Genomic DNA, 15,765 nt, shown 5'->3' with positions numbered 1-15,765 from the left:
GGGCCTCATGCGCGTGATTTAACGCTATGGTGTGATCAAACACAATGACTGGTAGGCAAAAGCAAGTGTTTTTAGCGTATTTTGTGCCAATTTCCGCTAGGTCAGAGGAATGCTGTTTCCTCAAAGCTACGTAATTTGCGGCTATGGATGCGTTCGAGGGGCATTTTGCGGAGTGATTCCATGGCGCGAATCCCTATCATCAGATGGCGCGAGACCTGTGATTGATAGAATGCACTGGCCATTCCCGGCAGTTTCAGCTCGCCCTGAAGGGGTTTGTCGCTGACGCAGAGCAGGGTGCCATAGGGCACGCGAAAGCGAAAACCGTTGGCGGCGATGGTGGCGCTTTCCATATCAAGCGCGATGGCGCGTGATTGTGACAGGCGCTGCACCGGGCCGGATTGGTCGCGTAATTCCCAGTTGCGATTGTCGACGCTCGCCACCGTGCCCGTGCGCATGACGCGCTTGAGGTCAAACCCTTCAAGCTCGGTCTCTTGCTCTACTGCCGTTTCAAGGGCGATCTGGATTTCCGCCAGCGCCGGGATCGGCACCCAGGCCGGCAGATCAGCGTCAAGCACCCGATCCTCGCGCAGATAGGCATGCGCCAGCACGAAATCGCCAAGCGATTGCGAATTGCGCAGGCCCGCGCAATGGCCCACCATCACCCAGGCATGTGGGCGCAGCACCGCCACGTGATCGGTCGCGGTCTTGGCATTGGACGGCCCGACGCCGATATTAACGAGGGTGATCCCCGACCCATCGGCGCGCTTGAGGTGATAGGTCGGCATCTGCGGCAACCGCTCGACCGTCGGGAGAACCCCGTCTGGCGTGGTGATCTCGGCATTGCCGGTGCTGACAAAGGCGCAATATCCGCTGTCCGGGTCGGCTAGCATCTTGCGGCCGTAGGCCTCGAATTCCGACACATAGAACTGATAGTTGGTGAACAGCACGTAATTCTGAAAATGCTCGGGGTCGGTGGCGGTGTAATGCGCCAGCCGCGCCAGCGAATAATCCACCCTCTGCGCGGTAAAGGGCGCAAGCGGGGCGGCGCCGCCCGCCGGGGTCAGATGGGTGCCGTTGACGATATGATCGTTCGTCGTCGACAGGTCCGGCACATCAAACACATCGCGCAGGGTGAAGTCTGCGGCGCCTTCCTGCGGGACGGTGATGCTGGCATCATTGGCGACCGCGAAATGCACCGGCATCGGCGTGTCCGAGACCGTGATACAGACCGCAACACCGTGGTTTTCGATCAACAACCCGATCTGCTGTTCAAGGTAATTGCGAAACAGGTCGGGCCGGGTGATCGTCGTGGCATAGGTGCCGGGGTTGGATACATGGCCATAGCTCAGGCGGCTGTCGATCTTAGCAAATGTCGTCGTCGTAAGGCGTATCTCCGGGTAAAACGCGCGCATGCGACCCGACGGGATATCGCCGCCAAGCGCCTTGGAAAACTCGTGACAGAGAAAGGTCGTCGCCGTCTGGTAAAGCGCAACAAGCCGGTCGACCGCCGCCTTGGCGTCGCTGAAATCCTCGGGGCCGGGAACGTCGGGCGAGGTGACGCCGGTGGTCTGATGGGTAAGCGTCACGGAATATCCTTGGTACAGTCAGTTTTCATCTCATACGTTGACACGGGCCGGTCGCCTTATCAAGCTGACCTCTGGAAGAATAACCAAGGCAGGCCCCGACATGGATTTTGAAACGGTCAGCGCAGGAGACTTCGGCACCGCCCTCACGGGGATCGGCCTGAACATTCTGGTGCGCGATGTGCCCGCGCAGGTGGCCTTCCTTGAGGACATCTTTCAGATGGAGGCGCATCGCGTGAGCGCCGATTTCGCGATCATGACCTACCATGGCCAGATCATGCAGTTGCACGGCGATCACACCTATTCGCAAAATCCGCTTTTGGGTCTCTTGCCCGAAACCCCGCCACGCGGAGCAGGCGCCGAATTTCGCCTCTATCACACCGATCCTGATGCGGCGGTGGAGCGGGCAAAGGCGCGCGGGGCCCATGTGCTGCAAGAGGCTTCTGAAAAACCCCATGGTCTGCGCGAATCCTATATTTTGTGTGACAATGGCTATGCTTGGGTGGCCTCGCTGCCGCTGGCGCAATTTCCAAAGGGAGACCCCTCATGACAGTTGCCGATATCCGCCCCAACATGGACCATTGGCAAGAGCGCGTCGATCTCGCCGCCGCCTTTCGCTGGACCGCGCGGCTTGACCTGCACGAGGCGGTCGCCAATCATTTCAGCCTGTCGATCAACGATGAAGGCACGCGGTTCCTGATGAACCCGAACCAGATGCATTTTGCCCGGATCAAGGCCAGCGATCTTATCGTCGTGGATGCCAATGATCCCGAAACCCTGAGCGGGCCGGATGCGCCCGACCCGACAGCTTGGGGCCTGCATGGCGGGCTGCATCGTCATTGCGCCCACGCGCGCTGTGCGATGCATGTGCATTCGATCCACGCCACGGTATTGGCCAGCCTTGCCGATAGCCGCCTGCCGCCGATTGATCAGAACTGCGCCACCTTCTTTAACCGCTATGTGATCGACGATGGCTATGGCGGTCTTGCCTTCGAGGATGAGGGCGAGCGTTGTGCCGCCCTGCTGACCGATCCCAGGAAAAAGGTCATGATCATGGGCAATCATGGCGTGATGATCATCGGCGATACCGTGGCCGAGACCTTTAACCGCCTCTATTATTTCGAACGCGCCGCCGAGACCTATATTCGCGCGCTTCAGACCGGGCAAAAGCTTCGGGTGCTCAGCGATGAGATCGCCGAGAAAACCGCGCAGGAGCTTGACGATTATCCCGGCCAGGCCGAGCGCCACCTTGATGAACTCAAGGCGATTCTCGACGCTGAAGGCTCGGATTACGCCGCCTGATCCGCTAGCCCGCGCGCAGGCCGGTTTGCACCAGAAGGCCCTTGCGCTTGGCCTCGTAATAATAGCCGCGCGCATACCACATGATCGCGGCATCGGGATCGCCATCGGCTACGATATAGGCGCCACGCAGGTATTTGACGCCGTATTTCAGGTTGGTTTCGGCATCCAGAAGATCGTTTGGCGCGCCGCGAAATCCCATGGTGCGCGCGGTCTGCGGCAGGATCTGTAACAGGCCGTAATAGGGTCCGTTGCGCGCGCCGGGGCGGTGCCTGCTTTCGCGGATCGCAAGCCGGTGCACAAGCGATCGCGGCACCTCGTAAAGATCGGCGTATTTGTTGATCAACCGGCGCAGCTCTGGCGTCTCGTTGGGAAACAGCGGCGGCTCGGAAGCAACACCGCGCCCGCGCCCTGCGGGGCGCCCTTGGCGGGAACAACCGGCAAAGCTGGCCGAGGCAATTAGCGCAAGCGCTGATCGGCGGGAATAAGCGGGCATGGGCTCTCCGGTTCAAGGTCGCAATCGCGCCTATGTGACACCGTTTTGGCAGGGCGCGCCAGAGGGCGAAAGGGCCACCGGCAAAACCCCGCCGCCTTGCCAAGCGGCCGCTCACGGGCCATGTAAGCAGGATGGAAAAGACACTTCTTTCTTTTGGTCACGGTTATTCGGCGCGCGCGCTTGCGGCGCGGCTTGTGCCACAGGGCTGGACGATCTTTGGCACCACCCGCAATGAGGCCAAGTTTGCCGCCCTTGAGGACGAGGGTATCACTCCCGTCTTGTGGCCGGATGGCGACTTGAGCGCAGCTTTTGAAACCGCAAGCCACCTGCTTGTCTCGGCCGGGCCTGACGCGGATGGCGATCCGGTGTTGGCCCGCTTTCGCGATCAGATCGCGGAAATGGCGCCGCGACTTGAGTGGGCCGGGTATCTCTCGACCACCGGCGTTTACGGTGATCATCAGGGCGGATGGGTCGATGAGGCAACGCCGCTGACCCCATCCACCCGGCGCGGGCAAATGCGCGTGGATGCCGAGGGCGACTGGCGCTCTGTGCCGGGCCTGCCGCTCCATATCTTCCGGCTGGCCGGCATCTATGGCCCCGGTCGCGGCCCGTTTGAAAAGGTCCGACAGGGCACCGCGCGGCGGATCGTGAAGCCGGGGCAGGTCTTTAGCCGGATTCACGTCGAGGATATCGCGCAGGTGCTTGAGGCGTCCATTGATCGGCCCAACCCCAGTGCGATTTACAACCTGTGTGATGATGACCCTGCCCCGCCGCAGGATGTCATCGGCCACGCCGCCGAGCTTCTGGGCCTGCCGATGCCGCCTGAGGTGGATTTCGAGGCGGCAGAGATGAGCCCGATGGCGCGCAGCTTTTACGCAGAATCAAAGCGTGTCAGCAATGCGCGGATCAAGGACGAGCTTGGCGTAAAACTGATCTACCCGGATTATCGCCGCGGCCTTGAGGCGCTGCTTGGGGCTGAGCTTTAGGCGATTAAAAAGTGACGCATGGCGCCTGCCGGGCGATCTTGTGCTAAAAACCAAGCAGTGACGGCATCGGCATTCAGGCATAAACCTCAGTTGGAGGCGAGACGTGGTGACCCCGGCAGGAGGGGACGCGCGTGGCGTATAATTCTATTTATGTAGCTGATATCTTTGGTATATTTTTGATTTTTGGTGGTGTCCTGACTTGGTAGTGAACTTTACACTACATAGTATGTTCGAAACCACCGAAGAGCCTAGTGTCCGCATGAAGAACAGCTTAGACACGTAATTCGGTCCTTGGAGAACTACCGATGTAAGTCCGCAGTTGGTTGCTGCCAGCGGCAACTTTCTAGTCTTAGAAATCGCATATTTCTCCAACCAAGGCCTTGCTTCTCTGGCTGCTATTTTTGTTTTCTGCTCTGTCTAATACGCTTCCATATCTTAGTGGCTTATGATAGCGGACTCGAAGGTGAGTTGCTGTGTTGGATAGAGAGGCAATGTTTCAAGAAATGACCTTTCGACGGATGTGCTTGGCTGTTCTTATTGCTTTCAGCGCCTCGGCTTGCACCGACCCATACTACAGCCAGGAATTAGAAGAAATCGGAGCGAAAGCAGATTTGTCGAGCGTCTCATCGGTCGACTTATGTGATGCGGCTTCATACTTCAAATATGATGCACCGTCGGGTGAACGAGAGAAAGCTAAACGTCTTTTGGCAGTGGTTCTTGAAAGAGGCGACATTTCACGAAAAGACTACAACAGCGCATTAACCGGCGACGTCGAACTTGGGATGACTGACTTGGCGGCGACATGCGCGTGGGGTCTGCCGGACGAAGAAGAAGAATACTACATATCCGGGGGACGCAAATTCACCCGTTGGACTTACAGATACGGTGAGTATGGCCTCGACAGGGACACTCTCGAATTTGTCAATGACCGTGTGGTTGCGCTACACGCAGGCGACTGATGATGGAAGGTCTATTCTCGATAGTATTCGGCCTGCTTGCTCTGTTTGTAGTAGTTTGGCTGTATATCCTGCTTCCTGCTGGAATGGCAGAGCGAAGAAACCGTAGCCAACTGATCTGGGTGCTTATCAGTCTATTTGGTTCACCTATTCTGGCCTGTCTGCTACTGTTAGCTCTTGGCGATGCAGATTAACTAGGACGCCGTGGTAAGCCCCACCCAGAAGAACCGAATGGGGCCGGACGTTGTGCTGGCTACCGGGCTTGTTTGGAAGCCGCCTGATTGGCAAAGAAATCTGCTTCTTCGTTGCGAGGGTCGCCATTGTGACCACGGACCCATTCCCATTGGACATCCAGCCCTGCGGAGACAGCCAGAAGTTCCTCCCAATGCTCTCTGTTCTTGACGGGCTGGCCGCTTGCTGTGCGCCATCCTTTAGTCTGCCATTTGGATAGACGTTCGGTCATCCCCAGGACGACATACTGGCTGTCCGAAAAGACTGTGATCTTGGCTGGTTCCTTTCGCTTAATTTGGCGCAAGCCCGTGATGGCCGCCATCAACTCCATCCGATTGTTTGTGGTGTCTGGCTCGTTGTCGCTAAGAACCCGTTTCTTGATCTCGACGCCATTTTCGTAGCGACGGACGACTGCGGCGAAGCCCCCTTTCCCGGGGTTTCCAAGGCAGCAGCCATCAGTGTGAATGGTGATCTCTGTGTTAGTCATTGTTGAGTTTCCTTGCGGTCTGTTGGGGATGTTCGGCATGGCGATTAGGCAGTCAGTTTTGTGGTCTCGCCAAACTCGGCATACTCTCGTGCCTGCTTGAGACCAGCAGGCATCAAGGGCGTTTCAGGTTGGAACTTGAGGTGGACTAGGCAGCGGTCATGAGCCACGACGTCAAAGGCGAAAAGTCGTCCTCATCGTCGATGAGCAGGTCGTCATCCAACTCGACACGGTGCACTTGCTGGGGGATGTCAGAGCCATCCACCGCAAATTCGATTTCGTCACGACGAAGAGGACCAAAGTGACCCAGACCCTGATACGGGCCAGTTGGACGAAGCGGGTCAAGAAGTTCACTATATTGGTTTTTATCTCTGACCCTGATCACCTTCCGAAACACTGGTTCAATGCTTGCAGGAATTGGTCGCTTGGGTGACCATGTTTCCTCGTCACCTTCGGTCCAAAGGGTCTCGTCCATCCATTGCAAGAAGGCGTAAGCTTTGATCGCGTTGAACCCTTTGACCCTTCCTTCTGCGAAGCGGTGAACTGCCCGAGGGCTTATCAGGCTGCCTTTGTTTCGGCGACCGTCGGTGAACCTGAAAGGTGTATCGATGATTTTTATGATGTCGGGGTGGTCGATGCGAGAGAGCCGACGACCAAAACCACCTCCAGCGCCGTCTGGTTGAAAGCCCATCGCCTCCATGACGGAAGGACCAGAGAGCCATAGGTTCCCATTGGTCTTGATGACATCAATGGATGTTCCGTCGACATCGTGGGTGGTGTGAATGAAGTCATCGACGAACAGAGGTATGCCGTCGTGATCGACAAAGTCGGTCATCGTGTCCTCCTTATATAACTTAAGGGCATTGCGGGGTATTTTCTGCGGGGTAGTTTTGTAGAGCCGGATTACTGGACATCTTTGACAAGTTGGCAAAACGGTTGTTCCTGCCCACGCGAAGACACTCGCCAATGCGAAGAGTCAGGTTCCTCAAAAATTGATTGCACCCCTCCGCTCACGCTCTTGAAAGCAAATCTGGTCGTGCTGTTCAGGCGCTGCGGCGGCTGTCTTGGGGTCTCAGATGCGGGTTAATGGCCCGGCTTGGGTCACTAGGGCTAGGATGGGGGTTAATCAGTTCGCACCGTCAGTGCCGCCCTTTACTGCTAGGGGGTGGGTTAATTGCCGAGGGAGGCAGTTGCGCGCTGTTGGGGCTAGTATGTGGGTTATTCGATACCTCCCCTTCAATTGGTAACCCGGTTCCCCTCACGGCTATGCTGTGGGTTTATTAGGGCAGGCGATAGCAACCCGGCCTCCGGTGCTCCTTGATCGGTGACAGTAGGGCTATAGACCGGGTGAATGGTCAGGGTGTCCTAAAGCTGGGCAACCAGATGATCGCCCCAGTCCCTACGCCCAAAGCCGCGTAGCCCAAGTATGTGGGTTGGGAGGTCACATGCCCCACTTCATCAGCGCCGCCTCTGCTTTCGCTGGGTCTTGAGCAATCCTGATCACGGCGTTCCGGTTGACGCCCGTTGCCTTTGCGATGGCCGAATGACCCTGACCAGCATTCAGCATGGCCTTCACCTTCTCGAAGCTGGCTCGGTCGAAGGTTGGCTTGCGTCCCTTGAACTTCTCCGGAGAGGCAGCCTTGTGGTGCTCTATACCGGCCCTCTGGGCTTCCTTCGTGGCTTCTGCCTGTGCCTCTGCCATGGCGGCCATAAAGCCTATCAGCGCGTCCCTGATGGCCTTCTGGGTGGGGTCTGTGGTCGTGCCGTCGAACACCATGCCGTTGATGACTGTCTTGATGGTCACGCCCCTGCGGATGAACTCGCGTATGGTGTCCGTGACGTCCTGATAGTTGCGCCCCAAACGGTCCACCCAACGGACCACAAGCGTGTCACCTTCGCGGAGCATGTCGAAGAGGCGTTTGCCGCCGTCCCGGTCTGCGAGCTTGGTAGTCACCCCTGAGGTGCCGTGATCGGTCACCACATGGTCAACCTGAAAGCCTGCCTTGCGGGCCTGTTCTAGCTGGTGATCGCTGGTCTGTTCAGTGGTCGACACGCGGCTGTAGAGGATAGTCTTGGACATGGGTCACCTGTTCTCAGAGCTTCTGTTCACATGCTTGATGTGTTCACAAGCCAAAGTCAACCCCAGTGAACAGTCTTTCGGTGATCTTCAGAGATGTTCCCTGCGGTATACCCTATTAAACACCCTGCAAGGCTGAAACCCTCTCCCCGGGCAACCTAAAAAAGGATACATGCCTGATCTCGCACCTTTTGCGGCACCCCCACGGGGGGAACGGGAACCACGCGCTTCGCATTCTCCGACTTGCCACCTGCGATGAGGAATACCGACCCATCTTCCTTCGTTTCCGCGACAGTCATTTTTGCGATCTCCGTAACTCGCGCTCCGGTCACCAGTCCCAACCGGAATAGATCACCCATGCGGTCACCTTGTGGCACCGCAGCGAGCACCTTTCGTGTCTCCTCAGGCTTGAACTGGTCGCGCTTTGGCTCGTTCTGCTTCTTCACCCTCGGCACGTCGTCATCGGGCCGGTTGAATGGGTTGGCATCCAGTTTCACCTTCCGTCTCGCCAGCGCCCAGCGCCAGAGACCCCGAAGCATGGTGATCAACTTCTCAGTGGTCGCGGGAGTGAGCGGCCTGCCCGTCTTCTTGGACGTCTGTGCTGGGAGATATTCATGCTGGAAGTTCGATACCAGGTCGGGGGTAATTTCATCGAGGAAAAGGGTGTCTGGCGTCCTGTCCATAAAGGCGCAGAGGTAATTTACCGCAGTGACCACCTCGTTTGCTGACGTCTTGCCAAGCGGCTTGTTTCCATAGGGATTGCCCAGTTCCCGTGCCTCAAGATACTGCTCGCGCGCCTTGGACAGCGGTAGTGTTGTTGCCGTAGCCACCTTGAGGAATGCCCTGCGGTCGCTCTCGGGTGCCCTCTCGGCTTCGTCGTAGATGAGGTCGCGAATGAAGGCGCTATCGACCTCGAAACTTGCAAGGTATTCTTCATCATTAGGCACGAAGCCCTTTTCATCCCGGTCTGGAACGATAGCCCGTGACGCGCTCTTCATCGCTTCTGCCCACTGCTCAGCCTTCTCCAAGCTATGTCTCTGGCGAGCCGCGTATGTGACTTCCAGTTTCCTAATCTCGGCGAGATAAATGTCTCTCAGCTTCTTAGCGCTGGGCAAGTGACGCTCCCCGCTCATCGGCCTGATGATCCACGTCCCGAAAGGTTTGCCGTCTGCCCATGGATTTGGGGTTCCTCGGAGGCCCACCGGCACCTTCATTCTGAAGCGATAGGCTGTTCCCGGTCCCTTTGGTTGTTCAATATACTTCACTGAGGCGCTCCGGTGGTGTCCCAAAGTGGTGCACTTCACACCACCATTCGGTTCCCACTAAGTATTAAGCCACTTGTATTGCAACACTTTTTGATAATGGCGACCCCGGCAGGATTCGAACCTGCAACCTGCCCCTTAGGAGGGGGCTGCTCTATCCAGTTGAGCCACGGGGCCACGCGGGGTTTTCATTACCCCTCCGGAAATGATTTGTCATCGCCCGATTTGCGCAGGGCTGGGCGGTCAGACCGCTGACCGCTTGATCAGGGCTGGCTGTTCGCGGTAACACTTGGGGATGACCTTGCAGGAAAACGCCTTTGACCCAGAATGATAACCACCCTCTGACCCTGCGTGATGTTTCCGAGGCGGCTGGCGTGTCAGAGATGACCGTGAGCCGGGTGTTGCGCAACAAGGGTGATGTGTCGGACGGCACCCGCAAACGGGTTCTCGAGGCGGCTAAGCGGCTTGGCTATGTGCCCAACAAGATCGCCGGGGCTCTTGCGTCAAATCGGGTCAATCTTGTGGCAGTGATTATCCCGTCGATGTCAAACATGGTGTTCCCAGAGGTGATGACCGGCATTAGCCAGATCCTTGAGGAAACCAACCTTCAGCCAGTCGTGGGGCTGACCGGGTATCGCCCTGAAAAAGAAGAAAAAGTTCTCTATGAAATGCTATCGTGGCGGCCCTCGGGTGTGATCATAGCCGGGCTTGAGCATTCCGATGCCAGCCGCGCGATGCTGCGCGCGAGCGGTATTCCGGTGGTCGAAATCATGGATGTCGACGGCACGCCGATCGATTCAGTGGTCGGCATTTCCCATCGTCGTGCCGGGCAACAGATGGCACAGGCGATCATCAGGGCCGGGTACAAACGCATCGGATTTCTGGGCACCAAGATGCCGCTTGATCACCGGGCGCGAAAGCGGTTTGAGGGGTTCACCGAGGCGCTTGCCAAGGCGGGCATCGAGATTGCCGATCAGGAATTCTATTCAGGCGGCTCGGCCCTTTTGAAGGGGCGTGAAATGACCGAAGAAATTCTGCGGCGCACCCCGGATATTGATTTCCTCTATTACTCCAACGACATGATCGGCGCGGGCGGATTGCTCTATCTGCTTGAGAAGGGCGTCGATATCCCCGGTCAGGTCGGGCTTGCCGGGTTCAACGGGGTGGAGCTTCTCAAGGGGTTGCCGCGTGAACTGGCCACGATGGATGCCTGTCGCCTCGAGATCGGGCGCAAGGCCGCCGAGATCATCGCGGCCCGCGCCGAGGCGACCGGTCCGAGCGATCCGGTGCGCATCACGCTTGAGCCCAAGATTAGCCTTGGGGATACCCTGCGCCGCGTCTGAGTGCCGAGATTTTTGCGCCCTGTCTGCATTTCGCTTTTGCATTTGTGGCGCGAATCGCAAAAGGCTTGAGCGAACGGGCCCGATGAGGTCAGGCAAACAGGGACAACATACATGAAAATCGGATTTATCGGGCTGGGCAATGTCGGCGGCAAACTTGCCGGTTCAATTCTGCGCAACGGGTTTGACCTTACGGTGCGCGATCTTGACGACTCTCTGGTGCAGGACTTCGTGACCCGCGGCGCAAAAAGTGCCAACAGCCCAAAAGAATTGGCCGAGACCTGTGATATCGTGATCACCTGCCTGCCGTCGCCCGCTGCCTGTTCTGCCGTGATGGAGGCCGATGATGGCATTCTGGCCGGGATCAGCGAGGGCAAGGTCTGGGCCGAAATGTCGACCACCGATGAAACAGAGGTAAAGCGCCTTGCCGCTTTGGTCGAAGCCAAGGGCGCGTCGGCGATTGAATGCCCGGTTTCGGGCGGCTGTCACCGGGCCGCCACCGGCAATATCTCGATCTTCGCAGGGTGTGACCGTGACACGTTTGATCGGATGTTGCCGATGCTGACGACGCTTGGCCGTCGCGTTCTTCATACCGGCCCCATCGGAACTGCGTCGGTCCTCAAGGTGATGACCAACTACCTGGCCACTGCCAACCTTCTATCGCTATGCGAGGCCATGGTGACGATGAAGGCGGCAGGGCTGGATATGGCAACGACTTACGAGGCGATCGTAATTTCCTCGGGCACGTCCTTTTCCGCCGAAACCGAAGGTCAGATCATCCTGAACGGAAGCCGTGATATCTCCTTCACCATGGATCTTGTCAAAAAGGACATTGGCCTGTTTCAGCAAGTCGCCGATCGCGCCGGCGTGCCGCTTGAAATCAGCCCCCTGATGGTCAGTATCTTCAACGACGGTATTGAACGGTTCGGCGAAAGAGAGCTGTCGCCCAATATCATCAAGCGGCTTGAAGAGGCGACCGGTCTTGATGTTCTCGCACCCGGTTTTCCGGCCGAACTGACCGATGACGAACCCGAGGAGCCGGGATATGAAGTGGTGCCAAAGGGCCGCATTCTCGCGAAATAAGGCTGACGCCTCGTGCGCGTTAACCATTTTTAAAACATTTCATTGTTCTGATGGTCGCGTGATGGCCTAATTGCATCGCCTATCTTGTGAGCGTTTAAAATGTTTTTTCTTGCGAGTCTGATCGCAGCGATGGCCGTCGGGGCCGCGACCTTTGTCGGCATGGACCGGATCGAGGACGAAGAAGACGATTCTGGCAACGAAACCGCATCTGAGGATGATTCGGGTGATGGCGGCGCTCATGCCGAGGCGCCTGATCTTGTACAGCAGGTCTTCTCTGACGTTCAGGAGGGCCACGCCTCGTCCGCCTCCGATATGACTGGGATTGAGCCCGAGCATGATCACCTTGGCGACATCCTAAGCGGCGACGATGAATTTAATGCCATCGCGGGCACCGCCGGAAATGACCAGATCAACGGCTATTCCGGCGATGATAGTATTATCGGCGGTGAAGGCGACGATCAACTGTTCGGCGCTCTCGGTCACGACGACATTCGCGGCGAGCATGGCGAAGATACGTTGCACGGTGGTGGTGGTGACGACGACCTTTATGGCGACGATGGGGACGACGACCTTTTTGGCCATGACGGAGCGGACAATCTTGAGGGCGGCACCGGCGACGATAGCCTTGTCGGCAGTGCAGGCAACGACCACCTGCGTGGTGACGACGGCGATGATGCCCTGCATGGCGATTTGGATGATGACACGCTGGATGGCGGCATGGGCCAGGACACGCTTTTTGGCGGCTGGGGCGACGATGTGGTGATTGGTGTGGCCGACGATGACACCACCGAAGAGGCCGATGATATCGACGGCCGTGATTACCTGAATGGCGGCGGCGGCGATGACCTTATCATTGCCGGGCGCGATGATATCGTAACCGCAGGTGCAGGCGAGGATTCGATCATGCTCGGCGATTGGCTTTCGCAGGATCATCAGGCCGAAGTGCTTGATTTCTCTGCCGCCGAAGACTCTCTCATGGTGTTTTTTGATGATAGCGATGGCACCGACCCAGAGGTCAGTCTTGAGGCCGATGAAGAAAACGGCTCGAACCAGCATATTGTGCTGAACGGCGTGCGCATCGCAATGATTGCCAATGCCGGGGGGCTGTCGCTTGGTCACATCACCCTGCTTCCGCAAAGCAGCTTTGGTGCGACAACCGGCCTGTGACCGCCTAGCGCGATTCGCGCTTTCTTTTTCGCGAAAATTCCCCTATACGCGCGTATCCTTCGGGCCCGCCCCGAGGCGATCTCTAATGGACCTGGCTGGACGACATCCCGGCCTGTGCCCGCAACATTGACTCAAAAGGAGACCCCGATGTCGATTACCGTAGAAGAAAAAGAACGCGTCATCAAAGAATTCGCAACCAAAGAAGGTGACACCGGCTCGCCCGAAGTACAGGTTGCAATCCTGACGTCGCGGATCACCACGCTGACCGAGCATTTCAAAACCCACAAGAAAGACAACCACGGTCGTCGTGGCCTTTTGAAAATGGTCGCCCTGCGCCGCAAGCTTTTGGATTACGTAAAGTCCAAGGATGAAGGCCGCTACCGCGACCTGATCCAACGCCTCGGTATCCGCCGCTAAGACAAATGCCGCGCCCCTAAACGGGCGCGGTTTTTACATGATCCGATTGTTGCGCCCAACTGGCTTTGCGGGGGCAACAGGATGAAGAAAAGCCGCGGGGCAATGTGGCCCCGGATGCAAATGGGCCCGACGGGATACGCCCGATACGGCCAACTTAGGAAACGTGATGTTTAAAGAGACGAAAAAATCGATGCAGTGGGGGGAAGAAACCCTCACACTGGAAACCGGCAAGATTGCCCGTCAGGCCGATGGGTCTGTCATTGCCACGCTTGGTGAAACCAGCGTTATGGCAAACGTGACCTTTGCCAAAGAGCAAAAACCGGGAATGGATTTCTTCCCGCTGACGGTTCACTACCAAGAGAAATATTATGCGGCCGGCAAAGTGCCCGGCGGCTTTTTCAAGCGCGAAGCACGCCCTTCGGAAAAAGAGACGCTGACCGCGCGCCTGATCGACCGTCCGATCCGCCCGCTGTTTGTACCGGGGTTCAAAAACGAAACCCTCGTCATGTGTACCGTTCTGAGCCACGATCTGGTCAATGACCCGGATATCGTCGCGATGATCGCAACCTCGGCCGCTCTGACCATTTCGGGCGCACCGTTCCGTGGCCCGATCGCCGGCTGTCGCGTTGGTTTCTCGGATGGGGAATATATCCTCAACCCCGAGATCGACGATATGCACAACCTGCGCAACAACCCCGATCAGCGCCTTGATCTGGTCGTCGCAGGCACCAAAGACGCCGTGATGATGGTCGAATCCGAGGCTTACGAGCTGAGCGAAGAAGAAATGCTTGGCGCCGTGGCCTTTGCCCATGAGCAGATCCAGCCGGTGTGTGACCTGATCATCTCGCTCGCCGAAGATTGCGCGAAAGAGCCGTTCAACTTTAGCCCGCCGGATTACTCCGACCTCTACGCGGCCGTCAAAGCCGCTGGCGAAGACGACATGCGCGCCGCATTCGCCATTCGCGACAAGCAGGAACGCACCCATGCGATTTCTGCCGCACGTGAGGCGATCAAATCCAAGCTGAGCGAAGAACAGCTTGAGGATGGCAACCTTGGGTCTGCGTTCAAAAAGCTGGAATCAAGCGTTCTGCGCGGTGATGTTGTGAAGAACGGCAACCGGATCGACGGCCGTCGTCTGGATGAAATCCGCGACATCGTGTGTGAAACCGGCCTGTTGCCGCGCACCCACGGCTCGGCTCTGTTCACCCGCGGGGAGACCCAGGGTCTTGTCGTCACCACCCTCGGGACCGGCGACGACGAACAGTTCATCGACGCGCTGCACGGGAATTTCAAATCGAACTTCCTGCTGCATTACAACTTCCCCCCCTATTCGGTGGGCGAAGCCGGGCGCGTTGGCCCTCCGGGACGTCGTGAAATCGGCCATGGTAAACTTGCATGGCGCGCGCTTCAGGCGGTTCTGCCTGCGGCAACCGATTTCCCCTACACCATCCGCCTTGTGTCAGAGATCACCGAATCCAACGGCTCAAGCTCGATGGCGTCGGTCTGTGGTGGCTCCTTGTCGATGATGGATGCGGGCGTTCCGCTCAAGACATCCGTTGCCGGCGTGGCGATGGGCCTTGTACTTGAAGATGACGGATCTTTCGCGATCCTGTCGGACATCCTTGGTGACGAAGATCACCTTGGCGACATGGATTTCAAAGTTGCCGGCACCTCCGAGGGCATCACCTCTTTGCAAATGGACATCAAGGTCGCGGGCATCACGCCCGAGATCATGAAACAGGCGCTTGAGCAGGCCAAAGCAGGCCGCATGCACATCCTGGGCGAAATGGACAAGGCGCTTTCCGGCGCTGCTGACTTCAGCATCCACGCTCCCCGGATCGAAACCATGCAGGTCCCGACCGACAAGATCCGTGAAGTGATCGGCTCGGGCGGTAAAGTGATCCGCGAGATCGTCGAAGTGTCGGGCGCCAAGGTCGATATCAACGACGAAGGCATCATCAAGATCGCATCGCCGAACGCGGATTCGATCAAGAAAGCCTATGACATGATCTATTCGATCGTGGCCGAGCCCGAAGTTGGCCAGGTTTACGATGGCAAGGTCGTCAAGATCGTCGATTTCGGTGCCTTCGTGAACTTCTTTGGCAAGCGCGACGGTCTGGTCCATGTTAGCCAGATCGAAAACCGCCGCCTGAACCATCCCAGCGATGTGCTCAAAGAAGGTCAGGACGTTAAGGTCAAACTGCTTGGCTTTGATGATCGCGGCAAGGTCCGCCTGTCGATGAAGGTCGTCGATCAGGAAACCGGCGCAGAGGTTACACCTGAGAAAGCCGAAAAAGACGACGAGTGATCACCGTCTTATTCTAGATCAAGGCCCCGGCGGCGATGCCGGGGCCTTTTTTGTGCCTGAACCTTACGCAGCGTCA

General features: G+C 57.6%; 15 protein-coding genes and 1 tRNA gene. 9 read left to right on the top strand and 7 right to left on the bottom strand.

What is annotated here, in order from left to right; all coding sequences use genetic code 11:
- Window positions 1-101 precede the first annotated feature (101 nt).
- Window positions 102-1,586, bottom strand: coding sequence for an AMP nucleosidase (locus BUB78_RS09985; RefSeq protein ID WP_073197670.1), 1,485 nt, complete (start codon window positions 1,584-1,586; stop codon window positions 102-104).
- Window positions 1,587-1,686: 100 nt separating this feature from the next.
- On the opposite strand from BUB78_RS09985, the gene BUB78_RS09980 reads away from it, so the two are divergent.
- Complete coding sequence (locus BUB78_RS09980) at window positions 1,687-2,133, top strand: VOC family protein (RefSeq protein WP_073197790.1); 447 nt, start codon at window positions 1,687-1,689, stop codon at window positions 2,131-2,133.
- The gene (locus BUB78_RS09975; RefSeq protein ID WP_073197668.1) at window positions 2,130-2,885 is read left to right on the top strand and encodes a class II aldolase and adducin N-terminal domain-containing protein; all 756 of its coding nucleotides are present in this window, start codon (window positions 2,130-2,132) and stop codon (window positions 2,883-2,885) included. Before BUB78_RS09980 ends, BUB78_RS09975 begins: the two co-directional genes overlap by 4 nt.
- 4 nt (window positions 2,886-2,889) lie before the next feature.
- On the opposite strand, the gene BUB78_RS09970 is transcribed toward BUB78_RS09975, so the two are convergent.
- Window positions 2,890-3,378, bottom strand: a complete 489-nt coding sequence (locus BUB78_RS09970) for a transglycosylase SLT domain-containing protein (RefSeq protein ID WP_073197665.1) — start codon at window positions 3,376-3,378, stop codon at window positions 2,890-2,892.
- Between the two features lie 131 nt (window positions 3,379-3,509).
- Between BUB78_RS09970 and BUB78_RS09965 the strand changes: the two genes are divergently transcribed.
- Together BUB78_RS09965 and BUB78_RS09960 are read left to right on the top strand one after the other, a co-directional pair.
- A complete protein-coding gene (locus tag BUB78_RS09965) occupies window positions 3,510-4,364 on the top strand; it encodes an SDR family oxidoreductase (protein ID WP_073197663.1) in 855 nt (284 codons plus the stop codon).
- Window positions 4,365-4,888: 524 nt separating this feature from the next.
- Window positions 4,889-5,323 carry a hypothetical protein gene (locus BUB78_RS09960; protein ID WP_220083999.1) on the top strand — a complete coding sequence of 145 codons (435 nt, stop codon included), beginning with the start codon at window positions 4,889-4,891 and terminating at the stop codon, window positions 5,321-5,323.
- A 250-nt stretch (window positions 5,324-5,573) separates the two neighbouring features.
- Here BUB78_RS09960 and rnhA read toward each other — a convergent pair whose 3' ends face one another.
- From rnhA to BUB78_RS09930, 5 genes are all read right to left on the bottom strand, one after another.
- Window positions 5,574-6,038, bottom strand: coding sequence for a ribonuclease HI (gene rnhA, locus BUB78_RS09950; RefSeq protein WP_073197656.1), 465 nt, complete (start codon window positions 6,036-6,038; stop codon window positions 5,574-5,576).
- A gap of 145 nt (window positions 6,039-6,183) precedes the next feature.
- Window positions 6,184-6,870: a hypothetical protein gene (locus BUB78_RS09945; RefSeq protein WP_073197654.1), complete on the bottom strand. Its 687-nt coding sequence runs from the start codon at window positions 6,868-6,870 to the stop codon at window positions 6,184-6,186.
- A gap of 606 nt (window positions 6,871-7,476) precedes the next feature.
- Entirely contained in the window at window positions 7,477-8,115 is a 639-nt protein-coding gene (locus BUB78_RS09940; RefSeq protein WP_073197651.1) for a recombinase family protein, read from the bottom strand.
- Window positions 8,116-8,270: 155 nt separating this feature from the next.
- The gene (locus tag BUB78_RS09935) at window positions 8,271-9,377 is read right to left on the bottom strand and encodes a phage integrase SAM-like domain-containing protein (protein WP_139279305.1); all 1,107 of its coding nucleotides are present in this window, start codon (window positions 9,375-9,377) and stop codon (window positions 8,271-8,273) included.
- Between the two features lie 97 nt (window positions 9,378-9,474).
- Window positions 9,475-9,551: transfer RNA gene (locus BUB78_RS09930), tRNA-Arg, on the bottom strand.
- Between the two features lie 140 nt (window positions 9,552-9,691).
- Here BUB78_RS09930 and BUB78_RS09925 point away from each other — a divergent pair.
- The 5 genes from BUB78_RS09925 (at window position 9,692) to pnp (ending at window position 15,689) form a co-directional block, all read left to right on the top strand.
- On the top strand, window positions 9,692-10,717 hold the full coding sequence (locus BUB78_RS09925; RefSeq protein WP_073197646.1) for a LacI family DNA-binding transcriptional regulator: 1,026 nt from the start codon (window positions 9,692-9,694) through the stop codon (window positions 10,715-10,717).
- 111 nt (window positions 10,718-10,828) lie between these two features.
- The gene (locus BUB78_RS09920) at window positions 10,829-11,797 is read left to right on the top strand and encodes an NAD(P)-dependent oxidoreductase (protein ID WP_073197644.1); all 969 of its coding nucleotides are present in this window, start codon (window positions 10,829-10,831) and stop codon (window positions 11,795-11,797) included.
- 99 nt (window positions 11,798-11,896) lie between these two features.
- Window positions 11,897-12,964 (top strand): calcium-binding protein, encoded by a 1,068-nt coding sequence (locus BUB78_RS09915; RefSeq protein ID WP_073197642.1) that lies wholly within the window; start codon window positions 11,897-11,899, stop codon window positions 12,962-12,964.
- 147 nt (window positions 12,965-13,111) lie between these two features.
- Entirely contained in the window at window positions 13,112-13,381 is a 270-nt protein-coding gene (gene rpsO / locus BUB78_RS09910) for a 30S ribosomal protein S15 (protein WP_073197640.1), read from the top strand.
- Between the two features lie 166 nt (window positions 13,382-13,547).
- A complete protein-coding gene (gene pnp / locus BUB78_RS09905) occupies window positions 13,548-15,689 on the top strand; it encodes a polyribonucleotide nucleotidyltransferase (RefSeq protein ID WP_073197637.1) in 2,142 nt (713 codons plus the stop codon).
- The last annotated feature ends 76 nt before the right edge of the window (window positions 15,690-15,765 follow it).

The organism is Roseovarius marisflavi (assembly GCF_900142625.1).
GTDB classification, from domain to species: domain Bacteria; phylum Pseudomonadota; class Alphaproteobacteria; order Rhodobacterales; family Rhodobacteraceae; genus Roseovarius; species Roseovarius marisflavi.
Note: the sequence above shows the minus strand (reverse complement) of the source record. Positions and strands in the feature narration are given on the sequence as shown.